Here is a 25,517-nt window from a genome sequence, read left to right as displayed (position 1 = left end):
GCCTCGCAGTCAACCGTGAATTACAGGCCGGCCGGCCTCGGCTGGACGACCTAATACTGATGAACGCTGGCGTTGCCAAGCTGATCCAGCAGGATTTGGTTTATTCAACGAGGGCGCCAAACGTCGCGCATGTCCGCACCGAGCAGGTCACGCTAAAATCATCGATGATCGCGCAACCAAATGGCTTTTTCGGTGTTGCTCGATGTTTGCGACGCACAATCGCAGCTCAGCGCTATCGGACCGCACCTTCGCCGATGAGTGCGAATGGCCCCCATATCGCAGGATACGCATGGCGCGGCGAGGAGGTGTCATCAACATACGCCAGCATCGCGCGCCGAAGAGCTTCGGCTCTCCCGATTTCTGGTTCGTTTTCGAGCAAATCGAAAGTCGAGGTGGTCAAGTGGGTGGCAGCTTCCGAATCCACTGCCCAATGCGAAACCAGCAGCGCACGTGCGCCGGCGTAGAAGAAGCCACGCGCCAATCCCGACAACGCCTCGGCGCCCGGCTTGTCGCCGGTGATCGTGTTGCAGGCCGACAGCACCACCCAATCTGCATTGAGCTTGAGCTGCGCGACCTCGCTCGCCGTGAGCAGACCGTCGTCGAGCTCGGACGGTTGATCTGGAATCGAAAGCGCGCGTGACGGTTCGCCCACACCCTTGACATCACCGGCAACGAGTCCGTGGGTTGCAAAGTAGATGATGCTGTATTGAGCAAGCGGTGCGCGCTTGAGCGTCGTTTCGCTGGCGTCACGACCGAGATGAATGTCGGCGGTGGGCGCGCCGACGTCTTTCGCCACGGCGTTCAGCTCGTCCGCGGTGTCGGGCAGTTGCGGCAGCGCCTGCGCCAGCCGCGCGCGATCTACGCCCGCGCCGCGCCAAAACTCGGTACAGGCTGACGTCGCGACGCTTCGCGCGGCAATCTTGCCCCGTGGTGCGCGAGGATCAGCAGGCTCGTTGGCGACCGCCGCGAGCGCCCCGTCCAGCGCCGTGTCTTGTGTCAGCAGCGATTGCTGACCCGCCGCAAACAGGATCGGCAGCACGACGCACAGCCGGGCGCGACCACTCGCAAGCGGCCCCCGCGTCGCGACCGAAGTCACGATCAAGCTAGCCGAGATTGTTCAGGAGCGTCGCGACCGCAGGATGCTCGGGACCGCCGACCTGCTGAAATATCGCGATCGCGCGCTGAAACAGCGGCTCGGCCTCCGCGAACCGCTCCTGCTTCACATAGAGCGTGGCGAGATTATTCAGCGACTGGCCGACATCGGGATGCTCACGCGACAACACCTTCTCGCCGATCGCCAGCGCGCGCTTGAACAGCGGTTCGGCATCCGCAAAGCGGCCCTGCCGCTGATCAAGCGCGGCCCCTCTCGCTGCCAACCTCAGACGTTCTCGATCTTGGGTCGCTGCGATCGGGGGCGGCGTTCAATGTGACGGAGCTAGTCGGGCTTCTGGTCGATCTTGGTGCGCGCTTCGCCGGCCAGCCGGACAAGCATCTTGCGCAGCGCGGTGCCGGTGGTGACCCGCTCCGGAAAATCCAGCCGCAGCGCGGTCTGACCGTCCTGCATGTCGAGACCTTCGGGGTCGCAGCCGGTGCAGCGCCAGTCACCTTCAGCCGCGCCAAGAAGCTTCGTTGCGTAAAGGCTCAGGGCGTCACGGTGGTCGGCATTCATGTGCGCGACCGCCCCTTCCTCCGCGACCAGCAGGTCCTCGGCACCGGTGAGGTCGACGAGGAATTGTTCCGGCCTCAGATCGACGATCCGGCCAAAGCCTGCGACCAGATGGGTTCCCGTTAGGCGAATCCGAAAGAACGAGAAATCCTCAAACGAGACAAAGGCTTCCGCCGACGGATGGGCATTCAGATACCGCCGCTGGAGCAGATCTTTCTCAGTCTCGGCCTGCTCGGCCCGGCCGGACAGCATGATCCGGGCGCCTTGCAGTGGATCGCCGGTGGCGCGCTCATCAAGCATCAGGGAAACCCTGTTATCTGCGAGAATGTTTTTGGTATGAACGGCCAGCCGAGAGATCAGCAGGATCGGCGAGCCGTCGGGATGGCTCGCTAGATTGACCAGGGAACAATAGGGGTCGCCGCTGCCGGGCATCAGCGTCGCGAGCGCCCCCTGCCGCGACCGCCGCAGCAGCGATTTGGCGAGCTTTTGAGGAGCGAAATCGGGGGTCGGTTGCATTGGCTTTCTCAGCTCAGGTGGTTGCAAGGCGGGCCTTTTTTCGGGTAAACCCGAGCCCGGTTATGGGTCGACATGCGGCGAATCTGCCGCGTGTCGTGGAACTTGGTCACACTTCAGCCCAGCTTGCATTGCTCGGTGACCCGGTTCGAACGCCAGTTCGGCACCCATGTATGCGGCGCATCACTGGATTGCTCGCCGTTTTAAGCCACGACCCAAACGGAAAGCAGAAAGCAGAGGCTCATGCCCACAATCGCTTTGGTCGACGACGACCGCAACATTCTCACCTCCGTCTCGATCGCGCTGGAAGCCGAAGGCTACCGCATCATGACTTACACCGACGGCGCCTCTGCGCTCGACGGTTTCCGCACCACCCAGCCCGATCTCGCCATCCTGGACATCAAGATGCCGCGCATGGACGGCATGGAGACGCTTCGCCGCCTCAGGCAGAAGTCCGATCTGCCGGTGATCTTCCTCACCTCCAAGGACGAAGAGATCGACGAGCTGTTCGGCCTCAAGATGGGCGCTGACGATTTCATCCGCAAACCGTTCTCGCAGCGCCTGTTGGTCGAACGCGTCAAGGCGGTGTTGCGCCGCTCGGCGCCGAAGGATCCGACCGTCGCACCGAAGGAGAACGATGCCAAGGCGCTCGATCGCGGCCTGCTGCGCATGGATCCGGAACGGCACACCTGCACCTGGAAGAACGAGCCGGTGACGCTGACGGTCACCGAATTTCTGATCCTGCAGGCACTGGCGACCCGGCCCGGCGTGGTCAAGAGCCGCAACGCACTGATGGACGCCGCCTATGACGACCAGGTCTATGTCGACGACCGCACCATCGACAGCCACATCAAGCGGCTGCGCAAGAAGTTCAAGGTGGTCGACAACGATTTCGAGATGATCGAGACGCTCTACGGCGTCGGCTACCGCTTCAAGGAAGCCTGAGGCGGCTGCCGCCTTCCCAGCAGATGAGGGCTGCGCCGGTTCTGATTTCATCAGAACCGGGCATGCCCTGAAGCGCAATCGCGCTTCAGGCTATTGTTTGAGCATGATCTTTCGGAAAACCGCTGCACAGTTTTCCGGATCATGCTCTAGGATGCAAGGACCGTCGCACGAACTGTCCTAACGCGGGCGTAAGCATTGCTGGACCGAACGCAGCCTGACCAGAGTTCGAACGCCGAGGACATCGCATCCCACGGCGCCCCGGATCATGACGACAAGCCCGTTGTGAACGGCTGGGGGCCGTTGAATTGGCTCAAGCGCGCCGGGCAGTTCTTCTTCGCGCTGTCCTTCTCGAGCCTGACCCGCCGCATCGTCTCTCTCAACCTCGCCGGCCTCGTGGCGCTGGTGGCGAGCATCCTTTACCTGTCGCAGTTCCGCGCCGGCCTGATCGATGCGCGCGCACAGAGCCTGCTGGTGCAGGCCGAGATCATCGCCGGCGCCATCGGCGCGTCGGCAACGGTGCAGACAAACGCAATCACCGTCGACCCTGAGCGGCTGCTCGACCTGAAATTGGGCGAAAGCTACGGCGGAATGGATGATTCGCTGGATTTTCCGATCAATCCCGAGCGCGTGGCGCCGGTCTTGAGCACGCTGATCTCGCCGACAAAGACCCGCGCGCGGATTTTCGATCCCAACGGCACTGTGCTGCTCGACAGCCGCGATCTCGACACTGTGCGGGGCATTCCACTGCCGCCGCTGTCGGACAAGCCGGGGCTGCTCGAACGCGCGATGGTCGCAGTGCGCACCTGGCTCAATCGCGGCGACCTGCCGCTCTATCGCGAGCTCGGCCGCGAAAACGGCAATGGCTATGTGGAAGTAGCCGATGCGCTCCAGGGCCAGAAACGCTCGATGGTGCGGGTCAATTCGCGCGGTGAGGTGATCGTCTCGGTCGCCGTCCCCGTGCAGCGCTCACGCGCCATCCATGGCGCGCTGATGCTGTCGACGCAGGGTGACGAAATCGATCAGATGGTCACAGCCGAGCGCCTGGCGATCCTTAAAGTGGGCGGCGTCGCGGCCGCCGTCATGATCATGCTGTCGCTGCTGCTCGCCAGCACGATCGCCGGTCCGGTGCGCCGGCTCGCCGACAGCGCCGAGCGCGTCCGCCGCCGCATCAAGTCCCGCGTCGAGATACCTGACTTCACCCGCCGCCGCGACGAGATCGGCCACCTCTCCGGCGCGCTGCGCGACATGACCAATGCGCTCTACAAGCGGATCGAGGCGATCGAGATGTTCGCGGCCGACGTCGCTCATGAACTGAAGAATCCGCTGACCTCGCTGCGCTCCGCGGTCGAAACGATGCCGCTGGCGCGCAACGAGAGCAGTCGCGCTCGACTGCTCGAGGTGATCGAGCACGACGTCAAGCGGCTCGATCGCCTGATCTCCGATATCTCCGACGCGAGCCGGCTCGATGCCGAGCTGCAACGGCAGGACGCGATCCCGGTCGATCTCAGGCGGCTGCTCGGCACGCTGGTCGCGGTTGCCAATGAAACGAAGCTCGGCCACGACGTCGCGGTCGAGGCCCGCTTCGAAGGCCGCAGCCCGACCGATACGTTCGCGGTCACGGGCCATGATTCGCGACTCGGGCAGGTGGTTTCCAACCTGCTCTCCAATGCGCAATCGTTCTCGGAAGCCGGCAGCAAGGTGCGCCTGACCTGCCGCCGTGTGCGAGGCGAGATCGAGATCGTGGTCGACGACGACGGCCCCGGCATCCGCGACGATGCGCTGGAACGCATCTTCGAGCGCTTCTACACCGACCGGCCGCACCAGGGCTTCGGCCAGAACTCCGGCCTCGGACTATCGATTTCCAAACAGATCGTGGACGCCCACGGCGGCCGCATCTGGGCCGAGAATCGCGCCGGTCCCACCGACGAAGACGGGGCGCCGACCGTTGCCGGCGCGCGCTTCGTGGTGAGGCTGCCGGCGCTATGAGCCAAGGCACCTTGAACGAAGTCGGCCCGAGCGTGCACGCCTCCGCGGTCAAGGTCGGGCCCATGGCGGTGCTGATCCGCGGGCCCTCGGGCGCAGGTAAGTCGCGCCTTGCCTTCGATTTGATCATCGCGGGGCGCGCGGGCGTGGTCGAAAGCGCCGTTTTGGTCGGCGACGACCGTGTCCATCTGGCGACAGTCGGCAAGGAAATTGAGGTCCGTCCCGCCCCCGCGCTGGCCGGCTTGATCGAAATCCGGGGACTGGGAATCCGCCGCTGCGACTTTGCGGAGCATGCGACGGTCGGCCTCGTGGTCGATCTCGACGCATCCGACGTCGAGCGCCTGCCTGCGGCCGAAGCGCTGAAAACCACCATTTTCGGTGTCGAAATACCGCGAATCCCTGTTGGCCGCGGCTATTCGCCCGTGCCGCTGGTTGTCGCGGCCTTAACCACTACCAAGAGTTAACCTTCTGCTAAGCCCCCAGCCGATTGTTTGAAGGGAAATGGTAACCATATGAACCCCACACTCGCGACCGAGTAGACCGGCGCACCTCCCCTCATCGATCCGTCTAGATTCAGGGAGATACGCAACATCCCCTCTTGCGCGAGGGCTCTGGATGGTCAAAGTGGCGCGTTCGTGCGGCGCACCAAAAGCGCCCGCGGGAGTTTTCCGATGATTGGTCTAGTACTTGTGACCCACGGGCGCCTTGCCGACGAATTCAAGGCAGCGCTTGAACACGTCATGGGCCCACAAAAGCAAATCGAAGCGATTACGATCGGCGCCGAAGATGATTCCGATCTCTGCCGAAGCGACATTATCGAAGCGGTTAACCGCGTCGATTCCGGCGACGGCGTTGCGATCCTCACCGACATGTTCGGCGGCACGCCATCGAACCTCGCAATTTCCTGCATGAGCCGGCCCAAGGTCGAAGTGCTCGCGGGCATCAACCTGCCCATGCTGGTGAAGCTCGCCAAGGTCCGCGAGGAGCGTCCGCTGCCGGACGCGATCGCGATGGCCCAGGAAGCCGGCCGCAAATACGTCACCATCGCCAGCCGGGTGCTCGCCGGCAAATGAGTGACGACGTGCCACAAGCGGGGACGGGCGTGCCCGCGGGCGCGATTTCCAAAGAGCTCCTGATCATCAACAAACGAGGCCTGCACGCCCGCGCCTCCGCGAAGTTCGTCCAGGCGGTGGAGCGCTTCAGCGCGCAGGTGTGGGTGACGCGCGGCGGTGAAACCGTCGGAGGCACCTCGATCATGGGCCTGATGATGTTAGCTGCGGGACCGGGCACGACCATCACGGTCGCCGCTGCGGGCGCTGACGCCGAGGCCGCGCTTGCGGCGATCACCGAGCTCGTTGAAAGCAAGTTCAACGAGGAAGGCGTTTAGGCCGCTCGATCACTTCGCCGGTGGCGCGATGTAGATGTTCCACGTCATCGACGGACCGGCCTTGCCATGGGTGAAGCGGCGCGTCGTCATCACCATGCGCTCGGCCTTCGGCGCAATCTCCGACACCCATTTTTCGAATGCAGGCAGACGACCGTCGGTCGGATCGAACACGCCAATGAAGCCATATTTCTTGACTTCATCAAGCGACGTCAGCCCGGAGGACCAGGCCTCGTTCGGGATGAACGCGACCGGATGGTCGGGGCTGTAGAACACCATCGGCTGGATTGATTCCATGGTGCCGGCGACGATCGCCCAGCGCGAGGCGAAGCGCGAATGCCAGGCTTGCGTCAGCTCGCGCGCGAGCTCGGAGCGCGCGCCATAGGTCGCCGTGTTGTCCGCATTCAGCGCCATCTCGCGCGCCGCGATCCACGGCGAAGCGAAAAGCGTCGCGACGCTGAGCACGAGCCAGATCGCTACGATGTTGAACAGCACGGCCCTCTGCACCCGCAATGCCGGTATCGCGACCAGCGCGAGCGGCACCAGGAAGAACAGCGAGATGCCCCAATCGGTCTTGATGTAGATGCCGAAGGCCAGTGCGCCGAGCGGCGGCCCGGCCGCGACGATGACCTGGATGAGCCAGACGTTCAGCGCCTGGGAGACATTGACGCCCGCATTGCCCCCCCGTGCCCAAGCCCGCGTGACGATACGCAGCGGTGCGCGCACAAGCAGCGTCGGCCACGGCCGCACCAGCGCCATTGCGAGCGCGGCAAGCGCCACCGGCAACGCCAGCAGCGCGGCGTTGTGCAGGACATAGCCGAACACGAGCTGATGCACGAGGCCGACATCCTCGATGCTGTAGGTGTCGCCGGCATAGGTCAGCGGCACGAAATGCGCATCCGCAAGCCAGACGATGTGCGGGATCATCGCCGCCAGCATCGTCGCGATCGCGACCCAGGGCGCCGGCGACAGCAGGAAACGCATCCGTTGCGGATGGATCAGCGCGGCAAGGCCGATGGCGCCGATCATCGTCAGCACCCAATATTTGGTCATCAGCGCCAGCGCGCCGGCGAGGCCGAGCCAGATTCCGGACTGCCAGCTCCGCTTCTCGAAAGCATTCAGATAAGCGAGCACGACCAGCGGCAGGGTGACGAGCTGCAGCAGATCGGGATTGTACTTGAACCCCTTGAAATTGAAGATCGGGTAGAGCGCGACCATCACCACGACCAGGAACGCGCGGCGCGGATCCACCACGCGCAGCGCGATCAGCCAGCAGATCACCATGCCGACACTGGCCGTCGCCATCGCGAGCGCATAGGTCGCCCAGTCGGTGGCGGGGAAGACCATGAACCAGAGCCCGGCGATCCAGCCGGACAGCGGCGGATGCTTGCCGTAGCCCCACAGGAATTTCTGGCCCCAGCCCCAGGCTTCTGCGACGTCCATGTGAACGTCCTGCGCGGTCTTGAGATTGATCAGGATGAAGGTCCAGATCACCGCATGCAGGATCGCGAATTCGATCACCAGCCAGAGCCGGACCGAGGGGTGGGTCGCGGAGGCAACCAGCCAGGCCGGGAAACGGTCAAACCTGAAGCGGGTCTTCGCGCGCGCCCGGGCGGAGGGGATCGAGGTCGTTGACATGAGCCTGGACATGGGCGCTTGCGTAGCGCGTTTTGGCCTCGCTTGGAATCAGCTTGGCGTGAAGAAAGACCCTGAAAATACAGCAATATGGTTGCCGCACGGGGATGTGAGTGGTATCCCGCGCCCATGACGACCGTCCCCATTTCCAACATCCGCAATTTCTCCATCGTCGCCCATATCGACCATGGCAAATCGACGCTGGCCGACCGTCTGATCCAGATGACCGGCGGCCTCTCCGACCGCGAAATGGCGGGCAAGGAGCAGGTGCTCGATTCCATGGACATCGAGCGCGAGCGCGGCATCACCATCAAGGCGCAGACCGTGCGCCTCGCCTACCGCGCCAAGGACGGCAAGGATTACGTGTTCAACTTGATGGACACGCCCGGCCATGTCGACTTCGCTTACGAGGTCTCGCGGTCGCTGGCAGCGTGCGAAGGTTCCCTGCTGGTGGTCGACGCCAGTCAGGGCGTCGAGGCGCAGACGCTCGCCAATGTCTACCAAGCGCTCGACAACAATCACGAGATCGTGCCGGTCCTGAACAAGGTCGATCTTCCCGCCGCAGAGCCGGAGAAGGTCAAGCAGCAGATCGAGGACGTCATCGGCATCGACGCCTCCGACGCGGTGATGATCTCGGCCAAGACCGGCCTCGGCATTCCCGATGTGCTGGAAGCCATCGTCACCCGCCTGCCGCCGCCGAAGGGCGATCGCGATGCGACCTTGAAGGCGCTGCTGGTCGACAGCTGGTATGACGTCTATCTCGGCGTCGTCGTGCTGATCCGCGTCGTCGACGGCGTCATGAAGAAGGGCAGCCGCGTCCGCATGATGGGCACAGGGGCGGCCTATGACATCGAGCGCGTCGGCTTCTTCACGCCGAAGATGCAGCAGGTCGACGAGCTCGGCCCCGGCGAGATCGGCTTCATCACCGCGGCGATCAAGGAAGTCGCCGACACCCGGGTCGGTGACACCATTACCGATGACAGGAAGCCGGTCAGCGAGATGCTGCCGGGCTTCAAGCCGGCGATCCCCGTGGTGTTCTGCGGCCTGTTCCCGGTCGATGCGGACGACTTCGAGACGCTGCGCGCCGCGATGGGCAAGCTGCGCCTCAACGACGCCAGCTTCTCCTTCGAGATGGAGACGTCGGCCGCGCTCGGCTTCGGCTTCCGCTGCGGCTTCCTCGGGTTGCTCCACCTCGAGATCATCCAGGAGCGGCTGTCGCGCGAATTCGATCTCAATCTGATCGCGACCGCCCCGAGCGTCATCTACAAGATGAAGCTGACCGACGGCAGCGAGCTCGAGATCCACAATCCCGTCGACATGCCCGACGTCGTCAAGATCGAGGAGATCCAGGAACCCTGGATCGAAGCCACGATCCTCACCCCCGACGAATATCTCGGCAGCGTGCTGAAGCTGTGCCAGGACCGCCGCGGCGCGCAGAAGGAGCTCACTTACGTCGGCGCCCGCGCCATGGTGAAATACGATCTGCCGCTCAACGAGGTGGTGTTCGATTTCTACGATCGCCTGAAGTCGGTATCGAAGGGCTACGCCTCGTTCGACTATCATCTCACCGACTACAAGCCGGCCGATCTCGTCAAGATGCAGATCCTGGTCAACGCCGAGCCGGTCGATGCGCTCTCGATGCTGGTGCATCGCACCCGCGCCGAGGGGCGCGGCCGCGCCATGGTCGAGAAGATGAAGGAGCTGATCCCGCCGCACATGTTCCAGATCCCCATTCAGGCGGCGATCGGCGGCAAGGTGATCGCGCGCGAGACGGTCCGCGCGCTGCGCAAGGACGTGACCGCGAAGTGCTACGGCGGCGACATCACGCGTAAACGGAAACTTCTGGAAAAGCAGAAGGAAGGCAAGAAGAAGATGCGGCAGTTCGGCAAGGTCGACATCCCGCAGGAAGCCTTCATTGCCGCGCTGAAGGTCGATAGCTGAGGTGATCAGGTGCGGCCCGGGGCGTCAGGCCGGATAACGCAAATCTCGAAAACAACCCCATGCACCGTAGCCGCCCTTTGCTGGCAGCATCGGGTTTTCGTATTTTGCGAATGTCGTTTGACTCGTCGGGCAAAACAGGCGCATGATGGCATCATGCCAGCGCTGCAACCTCCAGGCGACGATGTCTGATCACCCGTAGATCTACGGCAGGCGTGTCGGTGCTGCCTTTGCAATCGCAGCAGTTGTGCGCGGAACGCGATTTGAAGGTGTAACGAAGCCGAGGCGCGCTTCGAGGCTGAAAATTAGTTCAGGATCATAACCGTGATGACTCCGACGCAAAAAAAGAAAATAGGCTCTCATCAACAAGAATAAATGGTGGGAGGAGTACATGGATACTGCGGGTCGCCTGCGCGCGATGGCAGTGTTGTGCCGTCAGACAGCCGCGCGCCATCCTGATCGCAGTTGGAAACTGCTGGCCGAAGCGGAGTATTGGGACCATTTGGCCAATGATGCGGCGCTCGATCATTTTGACCAATGCTCGGTTTGCTCACCGCTTCCTGGAGAGCACAGTATCACCCAACCCGCGGAGTGACTGCGAAACAAAACAGTTTGTTAGCTTCTGTGTGGCTAACTTGATGAGTGCCGTTCACCGCCGATTGCGGCACATTGGAATGGGAATGCCGGCCCCGGCTGTTTACCCCATCCTGCGGCTGGGGCCGTTTTGAACTCTCACAGCATCGTTCAAACCCGGTCCACGACCATGCTTAGAGGCATCGCCATAGCGCTGTTCGGAATGGGCATCTTCTCGCAGCTTGATCGAGCGCTCTTCTATGGCCGCAATACCGAAGCCGCGCTCCGGCTCATGCGGGACATCGGCCGAGGCTTCGGGCTGTAGGACACCGTCCGCACGCCTCGCCAAGGCCCAGCGCGAGAACTTCCTGGACAGCGCGACGTTTGCATAACGAAAGCCGCAGATAATCAAGTAACCGACCAGGGCAAGGGCGGCCTCGGCGGTTCGCGACGCTCCGAAGGAGCGATGTCCGGTTGCGGCCCTTCGCTGTCCTTCGTCTAGAAAGCGCTCGGACGTCGGCTTTCCGGCCGGGCGGCAAACTCGTAGTCCAAGATCAGACGACGCGATAGGAACCAAACCAGGGCGCGCCTCTTGGTCGCAAAAGGAATTGCGACATGAGAGCCTCCCGCTTTGCCCTTGTCATTGCCGTTTGCCTGCCCTGTGCGGCCTTCGCCCAAAGTGGTGGAGGTGGTGGCGGCAGCGGGGGCGGTAGCGGCGGATCGGGAGGCGGTGGCGCAGCTGGAGGCGCCACATCAACCGGCGGCAGTGCGCCATCTGGTGCCGCTGGCACCCCAGCGGCGTCGGCTCCTGCAGGCGCCGTCGGCGCGGCCACCGGTCCCGGTGTAAGTTCTAGTCCTACCGCCAACTCGCCCAGCGCCGCGAACGGCAGTTCGGGCAACCTGAATACTTCCGCCCCCCGCCAATCCGGCGGGACCCAGGGAACGGTCGAAAGCAGTGGTTCAACCACGCGTGGACAGGCGCCCGGTACCAACGCGGCGGGTACTGCGGCATCCGCGGGGTCTCCTGGCGTCAGCGCTCGAGGTACTGCGCCTGCCGGCGGCATTGGCCGGCCCGCAACCACAAACGAGCAGGACAGCGACGCGAAGATAGATCAGGAGAACAACAAGGCCGACCGAACGGTCGGTAAGATCTGCAAAGACTGCTGATTCCGGCACTCCTCACCGGAGCGCTGATTGTTTCGCCGGTCGACGCAAAGGATCCCTTTGCGGACGAGCGCAGTGTCCAGCTCGCTCCGAGACGGAAGTCTGGTGGGTTTCGCTTTCGCTCTGCCCATTCCAGGCGCTACGCGCTCTCAATAGGGGCTGAGCACACTTTCGAGAAATCGCTCCTTTTCGCCCGGCGCGTAGCCCTGCGAAGCGCCATAATATGGTTCGCTGTAGCTTCGGCCATATGGTGCGGACCGATAGTACGGGCGCGGCGCGTAGGCAAAACCCGCGCCCGGACCTGATGGGTACATGTGATGATGGGGACGAACCCCCGCGTGCCGGCGGTGCCCATCATGCATGGCTGCCGCGTTCGCGACACCGCACAGGCTGATCAAAACGCTCAAGGCCAGAATCGAACGCATCCGCTTACTCCTCCAAGGCTTCGCCCCGCCTGCTCAATTATTGCCATGATACGGCGTTCCAAAGACATCGCGGCTTCTTGCGCCCATACGTCGGTTTCCGCTGGTATGTCAGCTCTTAGGGGCGCTTCATGGCGCCTTGTCGGGCGGGCCGCGCATCTGTTAAATTCGGCACATATTCAGTTCATTTTCCGGCCGTTTCGAATTTTGGATTCCGATCATGTTCGTCACCGTCGTTGCCGTGCTGTGTCACCTCTCCGCGCAAGACTGTACTGAGGTGGTCGTCACGAATTCCGCGTTGGACCAGAGCGTCACCTTGCAGGGCTGCATGCTCGGCCAAGCGAGCCTGGCGCAATGGAAGACCGCTCACCCCATCTACGGGTCCGACGACTGGCACATCGATCGCTACAAGTGCGTGGCGGGGTCATACGTCGCCAAGGCCCGGATATGATTCACCCTGCGAGTTGCTATGTGATCGTTCAGGAGGGGAAAGCCGGGCGAGCTGCAACGCCTCGGACCTTTGCGGTAGCGAAACGGCGATGATCCACTGCTTGAAAGCGTTGAAGAACCGATCATTGCGCCGCACGGGGCGGCGGACGAGGTAAATCCCCTCGCCAAGCGTGATCGGCGGCCCGAGCAGCCGTAGCCTTCCGCTCGAAAGGTGCGCGCCGACATAGGCCATGTCGATCATCGCGGCACCGCCGCCAGCAAGCGCCATCTCAAGGGCTTGCGCACGAGACTCGACGATGATGCCGCCTTCGCTCGGCTTCCCCGCTCGCCGGCATGCCGTCCACCAAAGGGACCAGTCGCGGAAGCGAGAGCGGGCGCGGATGATGGAAGAGCCTTCAAGAGTGTGGTCGACGCCGGGCGCTGCGACCGGAGCCAAGGTCTCGTGAAACAGCAGGGTCGCGGTCAACCCGGGCCAATGTCCCAACCCATAACGGATTGCGCAATCGAAATCCTCGGCCTGCAGATCAACGACCCTTCGCGTCGTCGTCAGTGCGAGCTCGATATCGGGATGCAAGTTGCGGAACTCCGGAAGCCGCGGCAGAAGCCAATGTGACGCCAACGTCGCGACCGTGCTGATGCGCAACTGGCTGCGTCGTCGGCGGATCGGTTCGATGGCGGCCTCGATGCGCTCGAGTGCATCGCCCATCACCAAAAGGAGGGCCTCGGCATCATCGGTCGGACCGACAAGACGCCCCTGCTTCTGGACGAGGGAAATGCCCAGCTGGTGCTCGAGATCTGCGATGCGATGTGACAGCGCCGAACGGCTGACCCCAAGAGATTCTGCCGCTGCCGTGAGACTGCCGGTCTGGGAAAGCAGAGAAAGCGCCTGCAGGCCTTTGAGCGATGGGAGCATGCCTGCATCATCCCAAGCCGTGAGATTGCGTGAGATTATCTCACCCTTTTGCTGCCTCGCAAACTGCTATCGAAGGGCCGGGGAACCGTCGACGATGTGGAGCTATCTCCGATGAGAAATATGTTTCGGCAACTTGCCGCTTATAACGCCTGGGCCAATGCCCGCCTTTACGAAGAAGCACTGGCGCTGCCGGACGAGCTCTATCGAGCCAATGTCGGCGTGTTCTTCCAGAGCCTTCACGGGACGCTCAATCACATCCTTCTCACGGACAGGCTTTGGCTGACCCGACTGACAGGCGTCGGCGAACAGCCGAAGCGTCTCGACGGAATTCTTTATGACGACCGATTGGAGCTCGCGCGCGCCCGGCTCGCGGAAGACTCGCGTCTCGTCGCCGTGGTCAGCGGCTACGACGAAGCGACGCTTGCGCGCCCGCACGCCTACCAGACGACCTCCGGAAAGCCACAAGAGCAACCGCTCTCGGATATCTTGATGCATCTTTTCAATCATCAGACGCATCATCGCGGTCAGGCGCACGCATGCCTGTCAATCGTGACCAAGCAGGAGCCGCCACCGCTCGATCTGTTGCTGTTCCAGCGAGGACTGCCACCTCCCAATCTGGCCGAACAGCTGGGCGGGTCCGCGGCGGCACGCCCCTGACATGGGCGAGCATGAACGCGTCGTTAACCGGTGCGCCACCACGATATCCGCGATCTTCACCGGATCCGACCGATGCACACGCTCGCCATGGCCGTTGCATACGGCCTCTATCTCGTCATCCTGATCGGAGCGATCGGACTCGCGGTCGTCGCCGTGTTCTGGCTGCCCGATCGCCTGCTTGGATTCAGGCGAGTCGAAGGGCTCGTGGTGGTGCCGCTGGCGAGCATCGCGATCTGGCTGCTTCTGTCCCATGGGGCGGTGCCGATCCCCGGCATCCTGATCGTCAGCCCGCATAAGCTTCTGGCGGGACTGGCGCTCACCTGCGGATTGATCTGGTGCTTTGTCGAAGACAACTGGCTGTGACGTCTGCGTGCTGAGCTCAATGGACGAGCAAGTCCCTTGGCTCACTCATCCCAATGACCTTTGCGCAATTGCCGCACCGGTAGAGGCGCACCGCTCGCGCGCTGAACTGCGGCTGAGCAATCTCGGTCCTGAATATCGCGGGCATCCTGCAATCGTCGCAGGAGGGGTGCGGTCTGACCGTTACGGTCGGCCGATCGACATCAGCATGCACCGGAGCATGCAGGTGCTTCGGCTGAAAGCCTATGTCGTGGGTTAGTATCGGCGCGGAAACCCTCACGTCTGGCCGAAAATGCAGCGCCATCGCGAGCGGGCGGCTCGAAGGATGAGCCCACGCTCGAATACGAGCCTGCCTCAGGCCGCCACGTTCGCGAGGAAGCGGTCCACGGACGCGCGGAGCTGCGTTGCCTGACTGGAGAGGTCGTGCGCGGTCGCGAGCACCATCCCGGCCGAGCGGCTGGCATTATCGGTTGCCTCAGCCGTGCCCGCGATGCTGCGCGCAACCAACGCGGTGCCGTCAGCAGCCTGGCCGATGCTGCGGGAAATCTCGCCCGTCGCGGCGTTCTGTTGGCCGACCGCGGCGGCGATTCGGCCCGTGAAGCTGTCGATGTCGCCGATGACCAGGGCAATCGCACCGACATTGTCGACGGCCTGGCGCGTCGCTGATTGTACCTCGGCGATCTGCGAGGAAATCTCCTCGGTCGCTTTCGCGGTCTGGGTCGCGAGAGCCTTCACCTCCGAGGCGACGACGGCAAAGCCGCGACCCGCTTCTCCGGCCCGCGCCGCTTCGATCGTGGCGTTGAGAGCGAGGAGATTGGTCTGTCCCGCGATGGTCCTGATAAATCCGACCACCTCGTCGATCTGCTGCGCCGAGGCCGCGAGCCTGCCAATGGTCTGACTGGCGGCCTCCGCCATTTCGGAGGCACGGTTCACGATGGTGGTGGCTTCGGCAAGTTGCGAGGTGATCGCCTGCACGGACTCGCCGAGCTGGCTCGCGGCACTGGCGACCGTCTGCACGTTGGCCGAGGTCTCCTGCGCCGTCGACGCAGCCTCGGTCGATTGCGTTCCGGCCGTGCGCGCGGTGGAAGCGAGGTTCTGCGCGGTGTCCGTGAGCTCGCCGGTCATGCGGTCGGTATTGCTCAGCACCGCGCTGAAGGCGGAGCGGAACGCATCGATTTCGGATTCCAGGCGCTGGCGGCGGCTGGCCTGCGCCGCACCGCTCTCGTCCTTGGCTGCGATCAACGCGAGATCCTCCTCGGCGCGGGCCTTGAGGCTGGCCTGCATGACGGCAAGCGATTTCAGCAGCCGCCCGAGCTCGTCGCGGCGGCGCACCGAGATGTCGTCGCCGAAATTACCGGCGGCAACGCGTTCGGCGACGCGCACCGCCGCCGAGATCGGCCGGCTCATGGAATAGGAGAACGCCAGCGCGATGGCCAATCCGATCGCGACCGTCGCCAGTGCAACGAAAAGCATGGTGGTGCGGGCCTGCTGCACGGCTGCTTCCGCCGAAATGCGGTACTCGTAGCCGTAGGCGGCGACCAGTTCGACGAGATCGTCGATCGACGCGATCAGCTTGTTCTCCTGCTGGGCCAGCGTGAAGCTCGTCGGAATTTCGGTCACGCCGCCGGGCGACGGCTTGAGCAGCTTCAGCGCGGCCGTCGACCACGCCTTGAGCTCGCTCTCCACCTTCTCGCGTGCGGCTGCAACGGCGGGCGAAGGCACCCGCTCGCGTACCACGTCGAGATCCTCGAAGCTGCCGTGGACCAGGCTCTCGAATTTTCCGACCATGTCACTCGAAGCGCCCGCGACGAGGCTGCGCTGCAGCACCAGCCGCGCCTCGTGCAGCGCAGCGTGCGCCGAACGCGCATGGTTGATGCCCATCAGCGGCCCGTCGTACATTTTGACCACCGCGTCGCCGGAATTGCCGATGGTGCGAATGCCGTAGAATGCAATCGCGCAGGCGAGCAGGACGACGACGCTGAAGGCACCGAAGATCTTGTAACGTATCGACATCATCAAACTCCGGTGCCTGGCGGCCTGTTAGTCCGTCACCTTGACCATCATCTTCATGCGAGGATGAATGGCGCAGATCACCTGCACGTCGCCGGCTTCCTTGAAGGTGACGTCGGTCGAGGTGCCGGGCGCCTGCGAACCCAGGTTGAATTCGTTGCCCTTGCTGGCCGACATGATGTTGTGCGGCACGGTGTCGTCGTTGAGGAAGGTGACCGCATCGCCTTTCCTGACCGAGATGCTCTCGGACGAGAAGGCGCGGCCTTGCTGGCGAATCACTTCGGTGGCGGCGTAAGCGCCGACCGAAAACCCGCAGATGATGACGGCCGTGAGCGTAGCGAGTGTGCGCATGGGATTATCCTTTGATGTCGCTGGCTAGCGGGGAAGGACCGGCACCGCGGTCGGGCTGAGATCGCTGGAGAGCGTTTTTAGAAACGCGACGAGATCGGTCTTATCCTGGGCGGTCAGCTCGAGCGGCCGCATCAGATCCGAACGGCTCGGGCGATCGACGCCGCCATGATCGTAGTGATCGATCACCTGCTCGAGTGTGGCGAGCGAGCCGTCATGCATATAGGGGCTGCGGCGGCTGATCTCGCGCAGGCCTGGCGTCTTGAAGGCGTGCTGCATCTTGATGACGGCCGGCAGATATTCGCCGCGGCCGACGTCCTTGCTGGGCAGGCCGATGTCCTGAAAGCCCTCGTTGGTGAAGTTCCACCCTTCGTGGCAGGCGGCGCATTGCGCCTTGCCGTTGAACAGCTCGAAGCCGCGCTTGGCCTCGGCGGAGATCGCCTTCTCGTCGCCCTCGATCCAGGCATCGAACGGCGCGTGCTCGGAAACGACCGTGCGTTCATAGGTGGCGATCGCCCGGGCGAGCGTCCTGCTCGTCATGGCTTCGCCGGGGAATGCCGCGTCGAACATCGGCTTGTACTCTCGTATGGCTGCGAGGCGCTCCATCAACTGGTCGAGCTTCATGTTCATCTCGCCGGACGACTGAATCGGGCCGAGCGCCTGATCTTCGAGCGTCGGCAAGCGTCCGTCCCACATGAAGATGTCGCTCCATGCGGCGTTGACGATCGTCGGCGAGTGACGGCCGAGCTTCGCCATGCCGTGGCCGACGCCGACCGCGAGCCCGTCTCCCCAGCCGAAGCCCGGGCTATGGCAACTGGCGCAAGACTGCGCCGAGGTCACCGACAGGCGGGTATCGAAATAGAGCTTCTTGCCCAGCGCCGCCTTCTCAGGCGTGTAGGGATTGTCCTTGGGGAACGGGATCGTTGCCGGCCGACGATATTGCGCCTTCAACGCGTCGACACTGCTCGGGGCCTTCTGGGTGACCTCGACCTTGCGGCTCTCGCCGACGACGGCGGCGGCATGGCCCGTTGTGCCGAGACTGAAAACGCCAAGTCCAGCCGCCGCGATCGCGCAAACGAGGACGGCCGAACGACAGGAGCCTGATATCGACATGAAACATCCAAAGCGATGTCATTTGCGACACCGGCAAAAGTTCGAGACGATCAAACAATGGAACGCGTGATTAATTTGGAGGCAAACCGTTAAGTTATGTTTTCCCGATGGCGCGATGCGCCCGCGGATTTCGGTAATTCGGCAATCATGGGATGCGGGAAAAACAGGCAGCAGCGGAGGGTTGCGCGCAAGTTCGAATTCGGGAACAAACGCGACGACGCATGCCGGCCGAACGTCATCTGCAGCTCCGATTTTCTTCCGGTTCGAGCCGAAGCACCTAACAAAGGTTAGCTACGCGCGACAGGGTGCCGCCCTAGGCTGTCGTGATGAAGAACATGCAGCGATTCGGCTGGGGAACTCCTGGCAGCACCGGCCACCGCCTGATCACGGTGGCGGCCACGCACAGCGTCCGTCTCCCTGCGGTCTAGATGAGCGAGATGTCCGGTCCACGCGACGGCTCCTCGCAGAGCAGCTACCCATTGTTGAAGAAATGGACGGCGGAGGAGCACGAAAGGCTGAAGCAGCTGGCCGCCGCCGGCATCCGACCAGGTGAGATCGCGAAGCTGTTGAAGCGTACCGAGGCCGCCGTCCGAATACGGGCCTGGCAGCACGGCATCGCGCTGCGTATCACCACGAAGAAGCGCGGCAAGCCCCCGGGTTAGCACGCTACGCGGTGACGGTCCGCCGCCCCGTTGCGATCGAGGGCTTCAGAGAGATGCCCGCGGCGCGCGAACAGCGCATTAGGTTGGTTGTTCGCGCCGTTGCGGAGTCCGGACGCAAGCAGCGCGGTTGAGCCATCGCGCGCCGCTCCGATGCGTCATCCTCACCCGATCGCAAAGTCCGCCGCGGTCTCCGCATGAATCGCCGTGGTATCGAATGTCTCGACCGACGTATCGGCAGCGCCGACCAGCATCGTGATCTCGGTGCAGCCGAGGATGATGCAATCCGCGCCACGCCCGACCAGGGCGGCCATCACATCCTGATAGCGGCGGCGCGAAGCCTCGGCCACGACGCCAAGGCACAGCTCGTCGTAGATGATCCGGTTCACGTCGGCCCGCGCGTCCGCGTCGGGAGTCAGGACGTCGAGATCATGCGCGCGCAACCGGTCGATGTAGAACTCTTCCTCCATCGTGAAGATGGTACCGAGCAGCCCGACCCGCCGGTATCCCTTCGCCCGTATGCGCTGCGCGGTCGCATCGCCGATGTGGATGAACGGGATCGTCAGCTTGGAGATGATCTCGGGCGCCAGCTTGTGCATCGTGTTCGTGCACAGCACGATCGCGCGCGCGCCTGCGTTTTCGAGGCGCTGCGCAACCTTCGCCAGATCAGCCGCCGCCTCCGCCCAGCGGCCGGCATATTGCATCTCCTTGATCTCCTGAAAGTCGTAGGAATACATCAGCACCGGCGCCGAATGCAGCTTGCCCATGCGGTTGCGGACGCGTTCGTTGATGAGCTTGTAGTAGAGCGCAGTGCTCTCCCAGCTCATGCCGCCGATCAGCCCGATGGTACGCATCGCCGCGCCTTTCGAAATCAGGATTTGTCCGGATCGTAGACGAAGACGCCGTCGCCCGCCATCGCGACAGGGCACCTCGATTGCGATCTGCTGGGTTGAACCCGTTCCGGTCCGGGCGACACTATCTCCTGCAGAGTGGACGGTCTCGCCCTCCATGGGCGATTACGGGGGAGCATCTCGCATGCGACGACGAAACTGGCGATTGATTGCGGTGGGCACGGTGATGCTGGTGCTGGCCCTGCTGTTCTTCCTGTCGATGCGTGACATGACGCTGTGGTCCAATGATCCGGTCGCACTGATGCGCACGGTCGGAGAGGTCTCGGGCGCCGTCGGCGGCATCAGTCTCGTCATGATCGTGTTAGGCCTGATCGGTCGCAAGGCATCGGTCTGAGTTCAGCGTTAACGATGTTTAACGGTTCCGGCCTCAACGGAGATCGCTTCGAGGTTTCTTAAAATTTGCTGGCTACCTCTTCCGGTCATCGTGATCCGGAGAAAGATATGGGCAAGCGGGCCAAACGTGGAAAGGCGGAGACACTCGCATTGCCGATGGCCGGGAGAGTTGCGATTGGCGCCGTGGCCGTCGCCGCCTTGGGGTATGGCTTGTGGTCTCGCCCGGCGACCGTTCAGCCGGTCCGGAAGCCGTCCGTGCACGAGGCCCAGGCATCATCATCTCCGGTTTACGTGGCAACTCCGGTTCACGCATCGGCTCCGGCTCCGGCTCCGGTTCAGACCCCGGCACCGCTGGTCGAACCACCCAAAGCCGCTGACGGTCCCGGCGCATTCGTTCGGCAGGTGGTTGACTACGCCAGTCACCAGACGCCGGGCACCGTGATCATCGACACCAAGAACACATTCCTTTATTTCGTTCTGAACGACACCCAAGCGATGCGCTACGGCATCGGCGTCGGCCGCGAAGGCTTCGCATGGTCCGGCGAACAGACGGTGGCCCGTAAAACGGAATGGCCGGATTGGCGGCCGCCTGCAGAGATGCTCGTGCGTCAGCCTTATCTGCCGCGCTTCATGGCAGGCGGTCCCACCAACCCGCTCGGCGCCCGGGCGATGTATCTCGGCGACACCGAATATAGAATTCACGGCACCAACAAGCCCGATACGATCGGGAAGCGGGTTTCGTCGGGCTGCATCCGCCTGACCAACGACGACGTCGCGGATCTCTATGAGCGGGTGAAGGTCGGGGCCAAAGTGATCGTGCTTCCGGCAAATGCGGCCCATCGCCCATCCCAGGGAGCGCCCGACGCCGCCTCCCGATCGCCGGACCCCGCCGCGCCCTCGAGCCGTCCCGCGGCAACCAACGCGCAGATACTGTCATCCGGACCGAGGATCGCCGAGGTCCAGTAGCCCGGTCCTCTGCCCCCGGAAGCCGACCGCCCCTTGGCCCGACCGACGCAGAAGACCCACAGCCGACGTCGACCGCTCCAAAATCCCGCGGTGCAGCGTGAGTTTCGGGCAAATGCTAGTAATAAGGAACTCTCTTGCTCGGGCGGTGTCACGCACTGCCGGGCCCGTGCCACCAAGTGGGAGATCCGTCATGAGAACTCTACTCGCGAGTGCCGGTCTTGCGCTGTTGTTGGCCTTGGCAACGGAACCAAGCGTCAGCGCGCAGGAGACCCCTGAATGGATGAAACAGACACTTCCTGAGCAGGCACTGAAGCCGCATTGGGACGAACAGCTGGCCGTGATGAATCCCAACGGAGCTTTGGACGGAAAAACGAAGCACCTCATTGGCCTCGCCGTGGCAGCACAGATTCCTTGTGCATATTGCGTTTACGGTCACACCAAATTGGCAAAAGCCGCTGGTGCGACCGATGCTCAGATAAAGGAGGCCATTGCAACCGCCGCGCTCGTCCGTTTCAACAGCACTATGCTGCAGGGCTCGGACGGCGGCCGCGATGCCGACTCGGTCTTCACTTTGAAATGAGTGAGGCCGCCGAGGTGAAGGCGGCCTCCTTGTCACGTTCGTCCAAAAGCTTCCCGTGTCGCATTGAAGACAGCCTCTTCGCCGCCGGGATCGGCGTTGCCATGATCGCCGCTGTGAATGGCCTCGGATCGCAAGTTTAGGCGACATTCGGCAGTGTAGACCGCGATGGAGCAAGACGGCCGCTCATTGGCTCGCGACTACGAAAGACCGGGCATGTGCCCGGCCTGTCGTGAGTCCGCCGGCTCTTGCCCCATCCCCTCCCCTGCGCCCTTACGCCTTCTTCTGCTTCGCTTCCACGTAGCGCGCAAAACTGTCGAGGATCGCCTGCCAGCCGCCTTGCTGCTGCTCGACCGAGTACGTCTGCTCGCCATCGAACACGACGCGGACCACGACGCCGCTCGCGCCCGGGACGAACTCGACTTCGGCCTTGCGATCGCCGAAGGCATATTCGATCCGCTTGTGCTCGATGATCTTCGTGTAGGTGCCGGCGAAATCAAAGCCCATGCTGCCGTCCTTGGCCTCCATGCGCGACGAGAAGGCGCCGCCTTCGCGCAGATCGACCGCTGCCTTGGTCGTGTGCCAGTCGTCCGACGCGGCGTTCCACTTCACGATGTCGGCGGGCGTCGTATAGGCTCGCCAGACTTGATCGATGGGAGCGGCGACGCTGGTTTCGACGGTGATCCTCATGGGTATTGCTCCAGTTCGATTTCGACGGATCGAGATGACATCACTTCACCTCTGCGGGGACCATCCACCGCACATCAGAGGAGATGTCCACCCAAGGACGATCGAGACCAGTCCATGCCGACATGAGGACGCGCCGTCAATGTGGATCGCAGGCGCAGCTGGATTGATCATCGCCTATCTGCTCGGTTCGATCCCCACGGGCTATCTCGCAGGCAAACTGCTCGAAGGCATCCACATCCGTGAGCACGGCTCCAGATCCACCGGCGCCACCAATGTGCACGCAGCGGAGCCTGCCTCGTCGCCTCCTGGCCGCGCTTGATCGCTTCCGCGAAATGGCCCACCATCACCGCGCTTACCGCTCACGGCAGAATGGGCGAGGAAAGGCTGACATGGACGCAACTCCGGGGTTTGGCCTGGTCGAACGTGCGCGGGCGATTGCGCCACTGATTGCCGATGAGGCCGACGAGATCGAGCGGACGCGACGGCTGACGCCCGGTGTCGTGGCCGCGCTGATCGGGAACGGGCTCTATCGCGCGCTGCTGCCGCGGAGCCTGGGCGGATCAGAGGCGCCGCCGGAGATTTTCATGCAGATTCTGGAGCAGATCGCGAAGGCCGATGCGTCCACGGCCTGGTGTCTCGGCCAATGCAGCGTCTGCGCGATGATCGCGGCCGCGCTCGACCACGACACCGCGCGCGAGATCTTCAACACCGCGCCCGGCATCCTCGCCTGGGGCGCGGTGGCGCATGAGGCGCGCGCGGTCGAGGGCGGCTACCGCGTCACCGGGCGATGGGATTTTGCCTCGGGCTCGCGGCAGGCGAGCTGGCTCGGGGCGCATGTCCGCATCGTCAATGCCGACGGCACGGCGCGCAAGGCGGCCGATGGTTCGCCGGAGCTGCGCACCATCCTGTTCCCGCTTGCGCGTGCGGTGCTGCACGACGTCTGGCAGGCGATCGGGCTGGCCGGCACCGGCACCGATTCCTACGAGGTGAAAGACCTCTTCATCCCCGATCGCTTCGCCGTGTTCCGCGACGTGCCGAGCGCCTTGCGCGAGCCGGGCCCGCTCTACCGGCTTCCCACCGGCTCGGCTTTCAGCCTCGGCTTTGCCGCGGTCTCGCTCGGCGTCGCGCGCGCGACGCTGGATGCGGCGATCGCATTGGCGCGCGCCAAGCATCAGTCGCTGGCGACCAGCGCGATGCGCGACAACGGGGCGGTCCAGGGCCTGATCGGCCGCACCGAAGGCGATTTGCGCGCCGCCCGCGCCTATCTCTATGCGACGGCGAACGCGATGTGGAGCGACCTCTCAATAACGGGCACGTTCGGCACCGCCCATCGCAGCGCCATCAGGCTCGCCGCGACCTGGACCATCCAGCGATCGGCTGACGTGGTCGACACCGCCTATCGCATGGCCGGAGCCACCGCCGTCTTCCGCAGCAATCCGTTCGAGCGACGGTTTCGCGACATGCACGCCATCACCCAGCAGATCCAGGCGCGCGACACCCATTTTGAGGATGTCGGGAAGATGATTTTGGCGGAAAGCCGATGATGTCGGAGTTCACGAACGGTCGGGATCGCAACCTGTTCTGGCGACGGATTATGTCGCGACGGTTTCGGGTCGATCAGGTCAGGATCTCCGGTCGGGAACGCGGCCGGGTGAAACGCCGCATCGTTCAGTGACCCTGAGATGGCATTGGGGTATGATCGCGTTCGCATGAGTCCCCGCCGCATCGCCCCTCTCCTGTTTGTCATGACCCTCCTGACCGCCAGCGGCGCGCTGGCCCAGGACAAGGGCAGCGTGAACCCAAAGCCGTTGCCGCCGCTGGCCAACCCCAATGATCCCAGGATCGGCGCCAAGGAGCTGTTCGCACGAAAACTGCTGCCGTCGAAGGGGCCGGCCCATGTCATCGGCTCCTATGTGAAGGGCTGCATCGGCGGCGCCCAGCAGATGCCGCTCAATGGCGAGAACTGGCAGGTGATGCGGCTGTCGCGCAACCGCAATTGGGGCCACCCTGACATGATCGCGCTGATCAAGCGCCTGGCCGCCAAGGCGCACAAGGACGCGGGTTGGCCGGGCATCCTGGTCGGCGATATCGGCCAGCCGCGCGGCGGCCCTGCGCTGTCAGGCCACGCCAGCCACCAGATCGGGCTGGATGCCGATATCTGGCTGACGCCGATGCCGGACCATCGCCTCTCGCGCGAGGAGCGCGAGGAGATGTCGGCGGTGATGATGGTGCGCGAAGACCGGCTCGACGTCGATCCCCGGGTCTTCACGCCTGCCCACGTGCTGGTGCTGCGCGACGCCGCGCAGGAGCCGGCGGTGCAGCGCATCTTCGTCAATCCCGCGATCAAGAAGGCGCTGTGCCGCGAGGCCAAGGGCGACCGCTCCTGGCTATCGAAGATCCGGCCCTGGTGGGGCCATGACTATCATTTCCACATCCGCATGCGCTGCCCGGCAGGCGCCAGCGATTGCCAGGGCCAGCCGTCGCAATCCGAGGACGAAGGCTGCAAGCCCTCTGATTTCGCCTACTGGTTCAGCGAGGGCGTGCTGCACCCGAAGCCGCCGCCGGAGCCGCCCAAACCGAAGCCGCCGATGACGCTGGCTCAGATGCCGGCGGCCTGCAAAGCCGTGCTGCACGCGCCCGATGCGAAGCCTTAACGCACGTGGATGGGTGGGCTGTCGCCACGCAGCCGTCGTCCCGGACAAGCGTAAGCGCAGATCCGGGATGACGAACTGGAGAGTTGGTCCGTTGCCTCGACTGCGCTAGGATCACCCCGTCGCGTGGCCGTAAGCCCGCCTCATTCCGGGATGCGCATCCCGTTCGCCAACGAAACCTGATTGCTACAGGACCGCGCCCATGCGCGGCCAACGATGAGACTTGACATGCGCGTCCTTGCCCTCCTTGCCGGGCTCTCGATCAGCGCGACCTCCGCCTTCGCCGCGGAAGAGCCCAGCGGCTGCGACAAGTTCAAATGGCCGATCGAGCGCGACCGGGCCGCACTGACCGCGCCTGACCGTGCCAAGCTGGCCTCGGGGGCCGAGCAGGCCGCGCTGCCGTCATCGGCCATCACGCTGGACCTGGTCAGCGGCGCCACCGACTGTGACGGCATCCGCAAGACCATGAAATACCAGCTCTCGGACAAGCCGTTCGTGCTTCAGGTCAGCGGCGCCAAGGACAGTTCGATGTCGATTTCGATCGTGCCCGCGCAATAAATTAGACAAACGGTCGCCTTTGACCCGAGGGCTCAGCCTGCTATCTTCGCAGCTGCGATATCTCCGCCGGCCGTAAGCCGTTGCGGGGAGACCCGGAA

27 protein-coding genes and 2 pseudogenes are annotated in these 25,517 nt (G+C 63.7%); 18 read left to right on the top strand and 11 right to left on the bottom strand.

Annotation, left to right across the window (positions count from 1 at the left end; genetic code table 11):
• Nucleotides 1-232: 232 nt before the first annotated feature.
• The 3 genes and pseudogenes from ACVIIW_RS11785 to ACVIIW_RS11775 form a co-directional block, all read right to left on the bottom strand.
• Nucleotides 233-949: pseudogene (locus ACVIIW_RS11785) on the bottom strand (CHAT domain-containing protein); the annotation flags it as partial.
• A 154-nt stretch (nt 950-1,103) separates the two neighbouring features.
• Complete coding sequence (locus tag ACVIIW_RS11780) at nt 1,104-1,376, bottom strand: tetratricopeptide repeat protein (protein WP_456700896.1); 273 nt, start codon at nt 1,374-1,376, stop codon at nt 1,104-1,106.
• Between the two features lie 59 nt (nt 1,377-1,435).
• Nucleotides 1,436-2,182 carry a HugZ family pyridoxamine 5'-phosphate oxidase gene (locus ACVIIW_RS11775; RefSeq protein WP_456700895.1) on the bottom strand — a complete coding sequence of 249 codons (747 nt, stop codon included), beginning with the start codon at nt 2,180-2,182 and terminating at the stop codon, nt 1,436-1,438.
• Nucleotides 2,183-2,422: 240 nt separating this feature from the next.
• On the opposite strand from ACVIIW_RS11775, the gene ACVIIW_RS11770 reads away from it, so the two are divergent.
• From ACVIIW_RS11770 to ACVIIW_RS11750, 5 genes are all read left to right on the top strand, one after another.
• On the top strand, nt 2,423-3,124 hold the full coding sequence (locus tag ACVIIW_RS11770; protein ID WP_027535781.1) for a response regulator transcription factor: 702 nt from the start codon (nt 2,423-2,425) through the stop codon (nt 3,122-3,124).
• A gap of 195 nt (nt 3,125-3,319) precedes the next feature.
• Nucleotides 3,320-5,110 (top strand): stimulus-sensing domain-containing protein, encoded by a 1,791-nt coding sequence (locus ACVIIW_RS11765; RefSeq protein ID WP_456700894.1) that lies wholly within the window; start codon nt 3,320-3,322, stop codon nt 5,108-5,110.
• Complete coding sequence (locus ACVIIW_RS11760; RefSeq protein WP_456700893.1) at nt 5,107-5,571, top strand: HPr kinase/phosphorylase; 465 nt, start codon at nt 5,107-5,109, stop codon at nt 5,569-5,571. The genes ACVIIW_RS11765 and ACVIIW_RS11760 overlap by 4 nt, the downstream gene beginning before the upstream one ends.
• A gap of 207 nt (nt 5,572-5,778) precedes the next feature.
• Complete coding sequence (locus ACVIIW_RS11755) at nt 5,779-6,180, top strand: PTS sugar transporter subunit IIA (protein WP_007597752.1); 402 nt, start codon at nt 5,779-5,781, stop codon at nt 6,178-6,180.
• Nucleotides 6,177-6,494, top strand: a complete 318-nt coding sequence (locus ACVIIW_RS11750) for an HPr family phosphocarrier protein (RefSeq protein ID WP_456700892.1) — start codon at nt 6,177-6,179, stop codon at nt 6,492-6,494. Before ACVIIW_RS11755 ends, ACVIIW_RS11750 begins: the two co-directional genes overlap by 4 nt.
• A gap of 9 nt (nt 6,495-6,503) precedes the next feature.
• Here ACVIIW_RS11750 and ACVIIW_RS11745 read toward each other — a convergent pair whose 3' ends face one another.
• Nucleotides 6,504-8,129 (bottom strand): glycosyltransferase family 39 protein, encoded by a 1,626-nt coding sequence (locus ACVIIW_RS11745; RefSeq protein ID WP_456705136.1) that lies wholly within the window; start codon nt 8,127-8,129, stop codon nt 6,504-6,506.
• A 126-nt stretch (nt 8,130-8,255) separates the two neighbouring features.
• On the opposite strand from ACVIIW_RS11745, the gene lepA reads away from it, so the two are divergent.
• Together lepA and ACVIIW_RS11735 are read left to right on the top strand one after the other, a co-directional pair.
• Nucleotides 8,256-10,067 (top strand): translation elongation factor 4, encoded by a 1,812-nt coding sequence (gene lepA / locus ACVIIW_RS11740; RefSeq protein ID WP_092233146.1) that lies wholly within the window; start codon nt 8,256-8,258, stop codon nt 10,065-10,067.
• Between the two features lie 388 nt (nt 10,068-10,455).
• Entirely contained in the window at nt 10,456-10,659 is a 204-nt protein-coding gene (locus ACVIIW_RS11735; RefSeq protein ID WP_456700891.1) for a hypothetical protein, read from the top strand.
• 1,291 nt (nt 10,660-11,950) lie between these two features.
• On the opposite strand, the gene ACVIIW_RS11730 is transcribed toward ACVIIW_RS11735, so the two are convergent.
• Nucleotides 11,951-12,226, bottom strand: coding sequence for a hypothetical protein (locus tag ACVIIW_RS11730; protein WP_456700890.1), 276 nt, complete (start codon nt 12,224-12,226; stop codon nt 11,951-11,953).
• A 217-nt stretch (nt 12,227-12,443) separates the two neighbouring features.
• Here ACVIIW_RS11730 and ACVIIW_RS11725 point away from each other — a divergent pair, with 217 nt between their 5' ends.
• A complete protein-coding gene (locus tag ACVIIW_RS11725; protein ID WP_456700889.1) occupies nt 12,444-12,674 on the top strand; it encodes a hypothetical protein in 231 nt (76 codons plus the stop codon).
• Here the strand turns inward: ACVIIW_RS11725 and ACVIIW_RS11720 are convergent.
• Nucleotides 12,648-13,586: a LysR substrate-binding domain-containing protein gene (locus ACVIIW_RS11720; RefSeq protein ID WP_456700888.1), complete on the bottom strand. Its 939-nt coding sequence runs from the start codon at nt 13,584-13,586 to the stop codon at nt 12,648-12,650. The two genes, ACVIIW_RS11725 and ACVIIW_RS11720, sit on opposite strands and share 27 nt — an antisense overlap.
• A gap of 48 nt (nt 13,587-13,634) precedes the next feature.
• Here ACVIIW_RS11720 and ACVIIW_RS11715 point away from each other — a divergent pair, with 48 nt between their 5' ends.
• Together ACVIIW_RS11715 and ACVIIW_RS11710 are read left to right on the top strand one after the other, a co-directional pair.
• Nucleotides 13,635-14,243, top strand: a complete 609-nt coding sequence (locus tag ACVIIW_RS11715) for a DinB family protein (protein ID WP_456700887.1) — start codon at nt 13,635-13,637, stop codon at nt 14,241-14,243.
• Nucleotides 14,244-14,315: 72 nt separating this feature from the next.
• A complete protein-coding gene (locus ACVIIW_RS11710; RefSeq protein WP_456700886.1) occupies nt 14,316-14,606 on the top strand; it encodes a hypothetical protein in 291 nt (96 codons plus the stop codon).
• Nucleotides 14,607-14,957: 351 nt separating this feature from the next.
• Here ACVIIW_RS11710 and ACVIIW_RS11705 read toward each other — a convergent pair whose 3' ends face one another.
• Genes ACVIIW_RS11705 through ACVIIW_RS11695 form a run of 3 tightly spaced genes read right to left on the bottom strand, consistent with a single transcriptional unit; the run spans nt 14,958 to nt 18,074 of the window.
• On the bottom strand, nt 14,958-16,616 hold the full coding sequence (locus tag ACVIIW_RS11705) for a methyl-accepting chemotaxis protein (protein ID WP_456700885.1): 1,659 nt from the start codon (nt 16,614-16,616) through the stop codon (nt 14,958-14,960).
• A 27-nt stretch (nt 16,617-16,643) separates the two neighbouring features.
• Complete coding sequence (locus tag ACVIIW_RS11700; RefSeq protein WP_456700884.1) at nt 16,644-16,964, bottom strand: plastocyanin/azurin family copper-binding protein; 321 nt, start codon at nt 16,962-16,964, stop codon at nt 16,644-16,646.
• 24 nt (nt 16,965-16,988) lie between these two features.
• A complete protein-coding gene (locus tag ACVIIW_RS11695; RefSeq protein ID WP_456700883.1) occupies nt 16,989-18,074 on the bottom strand; it encodes a cytochrome-c peroxidase in 1,086 nt (361 codons plus the stop codon).
• Nucleotides 18,075-18,502: 428 nt separating this feature from the next.
• Here ACVIIW_RS11695 and ACVIIW_RS11690 point away from each other — a divergent pair, with 428 nt between their 5' ends.
• Nucleotides 18,503-18,736: a hypothetical protein gene (locus ACVIIW_RS11690; protein WP_456700882.1), complete on the top strand. Its 234-nt coding sequence runs from the start codon at nt 18,503-18,505 to the stop codon at nt 18,734-18,736.
• A gap of 161 nt (nt 18,737-18,897) precedes the next feature.
• Here ACVIIW_RS11690 and ACVIIW_RS11685 read toward each other — a convergent pair whose 3' ends face one another.
• The gene (locus ACVIIW_RS11685) at nt 18,898-19,587 is read right to left on the bottom strand and encodes an aspartate/glutamate racemase family protein (RefSeq protein WP_456700881.1); all 690 of its coding nucleotides are present in this window, start codon (nt 19,585-19,587) and stop codon (nt 18,898-18,900) included.
• A 181-nt stretch (nt 19,588-19,768) separates the two neighbouring features.
• On the opposite strand from ACVIIW_RS11685, the gene ACVIIW_RS11680 reads away from it, so the two are divergent.
• The 3 genes from ACVIIW_RS11680 (at nt 19,769) to ACVIIW_RS11670 (ending at nt 21,523) form a co-directional block, all read left to right on the top strand.
• The gene (locus ACVIIW_RS11680; protein ID WP_456700880.1) at nt 19,769-19,978 is read left to right on the top strand and encodes a hypothetical protein; all 210 of its coding nucleotides are present in this window, start codon (nt 19,769-19,771) and stop codon (nt 19,976-19,978) included.
• Nucleotides 19,979-20,085: 107 nt separating this feature from the next.
• Nucleotides 20,086-20,943 (top strand): L,D-transpeptidase, encoded by an 858-nt coding sequence (locus ACVIIW_RS11675; RefSeq protein ID WP_456700879.1) that lies wholly within the window; start codon nt 20,086-20,088, stop codon nt 20,941-20,943.
• Between the two features lie 190 nt (nt 20,944-21,133).
• Nucleotides 21,134-21,523: a carboxymuconolactone decarboxylase family protein gene (locus ACVIIW_RS11670; RefSeq protein WP_456700878.1), complete on the top strand. Its 390-nt coding sequence runs from the start codon at nt 21,134-21,136 to the stop codon at nt 21,521-21,523.
• A 270-nt stretch (nt 21,524-21,793) separates the two neighbouring features.
• Here the strand turns inward: ACVIIW_RS11670 and ACVIIW_RS11665 are convergent, their stop codons facing one another.
• Entirely contained in the window at nt 21,794-22,210 is a 417-nt protein-coding gene (locus tag ACVIIW_RS11665; RefSeq protein WP_456700877.1) for an SRPBCC family protein, read from the bottom strand.
• A 139-nt stretch (nt 22,211-22,349) separates the two neighbouring features.
• Between ACVIIW_RS11665 and ACVIIW_RS11660 the strand changes: the two are divergent.
• From ACVIIW_RS11660 to ACVIIW_RS11645, 4 genes and pseudogenes are all read left to right on the top strand, one after another.
• Nucleotides 22,350-22,487 (top strand): annotated as a pseudogene (locus ACVIIW_RS11660) (glycerol-3-phosphate acyltransferase); the annotation flags it as partial.
• A 112-nt stretch (nt 22,488-22,599) separates the two neighbouring features.
• Nucleotides 22,600-23,754, top strand: coding sequence for an acyl-CoA dehydrogenase family protein (locus ACVIIW_RS11655; RefSeq protein WP_456700876.1), 1,155 nt, complete (start codon nt 22,600-22,602; stop codon nt 23,752-23,754).
• 165 nt (nt 23,755-23,919) lie between these two features.
• Nucleotides 23,920-24,864, top strand: a complete 945-nt coding sequence (gene mepA, locus ACVIIW_RS11650) for a penicillin-insensitive murein endopeptidase (protein WP_456700875.1) — start codon at nt 23,920-23,922, stop codon at nt 24,862-24,864.
• A 225-nt stretch (nt 24,865-25,089) separates the two neighbouring features.
• Nucleotides 25,090-25,419: a hypothetical protein gene (locus tag ACVIIW_RS11645; protein WP_456700874.1), complete on the top strand. Its 330-nt coding sequence runs from the start codon at nt 25,090-25,092 to the stop codon at nt 25,417-25,419.
• Nucleotides 25,420-25,517 lie beyond the last annotated feature (98 nt).

This window comes from Bradyrhizobium sp. USDA 4449 (assembly GCF_054056275.1).
The sequence above is the reverse complement of the archived record's forward strand: the minus strand, read 5'-3'. Positions and strand labels throughout refer to the sequence as shown.

Coding starts and splice junctions, on each gene's coding strand:
- ACVIIW_RS11705 (WP_456700885.1), bottom strand. CDS start 16,616: ATGTCGATACGTTACAAGATCTTCGGTGCCTTCAGCGTCGTCGTCCTG.
- ACVIIW_RS11685 (WP_456700881.1), bottom strand. CDS start 19,587: ATGCGTACCATCGGGCTGATCGGCGGCATGAGCTGGGAGAGCACTGCG.
- ACVIIW_RS11655 (WP_456700876.1), top strand. CDS start 22,600: ATGGACGCAACTCCGGGGTTTGGCCTGGTCGAACGTGCGCGGGCGATT.
- ACVIIW_RS11720 (WP_456700888.1), bottom strand. CDS start 13,586: ATGCTCCCATCGCTCAAAGGCCTGCAGGCGCTTTCTCTGCTTTCCCAG.
- ACVIIW_RS11770 (WP_027535781.1), top strand. CDS start 2,423: ATGCCCACAATCGCTTTGGTCGACGACGACCGCAACATTCTCACCTCC.
- ACVIIW_RS11775 (WP_456700895.1), bottom strand. CDS start 2,182: ATGCAACCGACCCCCGATTTCGCTCCTCAAAAGCTCGCCAAATCGCTG.
- ACVIIW_RS11695 (WP_456700883.1), bottom strand. CDS start 18,074: ATGTCGATATCAGGCTCCTGTCGTTCGGCCGTCCTCGTTTGCGCGATC.
- ACVIIW_RS11735 (WP_456700891.1), top strand. CDS start 10,456: ATGGATACTGCGGGTCGCCTGCGCGCGATGGCAGTGTTGTGCCGTCAG.
- ACVIIW_RS11755 (WP_007597752.1), top strand. CDS start 5,779: ATGATTGGTCTAGTACTTGTGACCCACGGGCGCCTTGCCGACGAATTC.
- ACVIIW_RS11710 (WP_456700886.1), top strand. CDS start 14,316: ATGCACACGCTCGCCATGGCCGTTGCATACGGCCTCTATCTCGTCATC.
- ACVIIW_RS11700 (WP_456700884.1), bottom strand. CDS start 16,964: ATGCGCACACTCGCTACGCTCACGGCCGTCATCATCTGCGGGTTTTCG.
- ACVIIW_RS11645 (WP_456700874.1), top strand. CDS start 25,090: ATGCGCGTCCTTGCCCTCCTTGCCGGGCTCTCGATCAGCGCGACCTCC.
- ACVIIW_RS11675 (WP_456700879.1), top strand. CDS start 20,086: ATGGGCAAGCGGGCCAAACGTGGAAAGGCGGAGACACTCGCATTGCCG.
- ACVIIW_RS11680 (WP_456700880.1), top strand. CDS start 19,769: ATGCGACGACGAAACTGGCGATTGATTGCGGTGGGCACGGTGATGCTG.
- ACVIIW_RS11730 (WP_456700890.1), bottom strand. CDS start 12,226: ATGCGTTCGATTCTGGCCTTGAGCGTTTTGATCAGCCTGTGCGGTGTC.
- ACVIIW_RS11760 (WP_456700893.1), top strand. CDS start 5,107: ATGAGCCAAGGCACCTTGAACGAAGTCGGCCCGAGCGTGCACGCCTCC.
- ACVIIW_RS11665 (WP_456700877.1), bottom strand. CDS start 22,210: ATGAGGATCACCGTCGAAACCAGCGTCGCCGCTCCCATCGATCAAGTC.
- ACVIIW_RS11745 (WP_456705136.1), bottom strand. CDS start 8,129: ATGTCAACGACCTCGATCCCCTCCGCCCGGGCGCGCGCGAAGACCCGC.
- ACVIIW_RS11690 (WP_456700882.1), top strand. CDS start 18,503: ATGAGCGAGATGTCCGGTCCACGCGACGGCTCCTCGCAGAGCAGCTAC.
- lepA (WP_092233146.1), top strand. CDS start 8,256: ATGACGACCGTCCCCATTTCCAACATCCGCAATTTCTCCATCGTCGCC.
- mepA (WP_456700875.1), top strand. CDS start 23,920: ATGAGTCCCCGCCGCATCGCCCCTCTCCTGTTTGTCATGACCCTCCTG.
- ACVIIW_RS11670 (WP_456700878.1), top strand. CDS start 21,134: ATGAGAACTCTACTCGCGAGTGCCGGTCTTGCGCTGTTGTTGGCCTTG.
- ACVIIW_RS11750 (WP_456700892.1), top strand. CDS start 6,177: ATGAGTGACGACGTGCCACAAGCGGGGACGGGCGTGCCCGCGGGCGCG.
- ACVIIW_RS11725 (WP_456700889.1), top strand. CDS start 12,444: ATGTTCGTCACCGTCGTTGCCGTGCTGTGTCACCTCTCCGCGCAAGAC.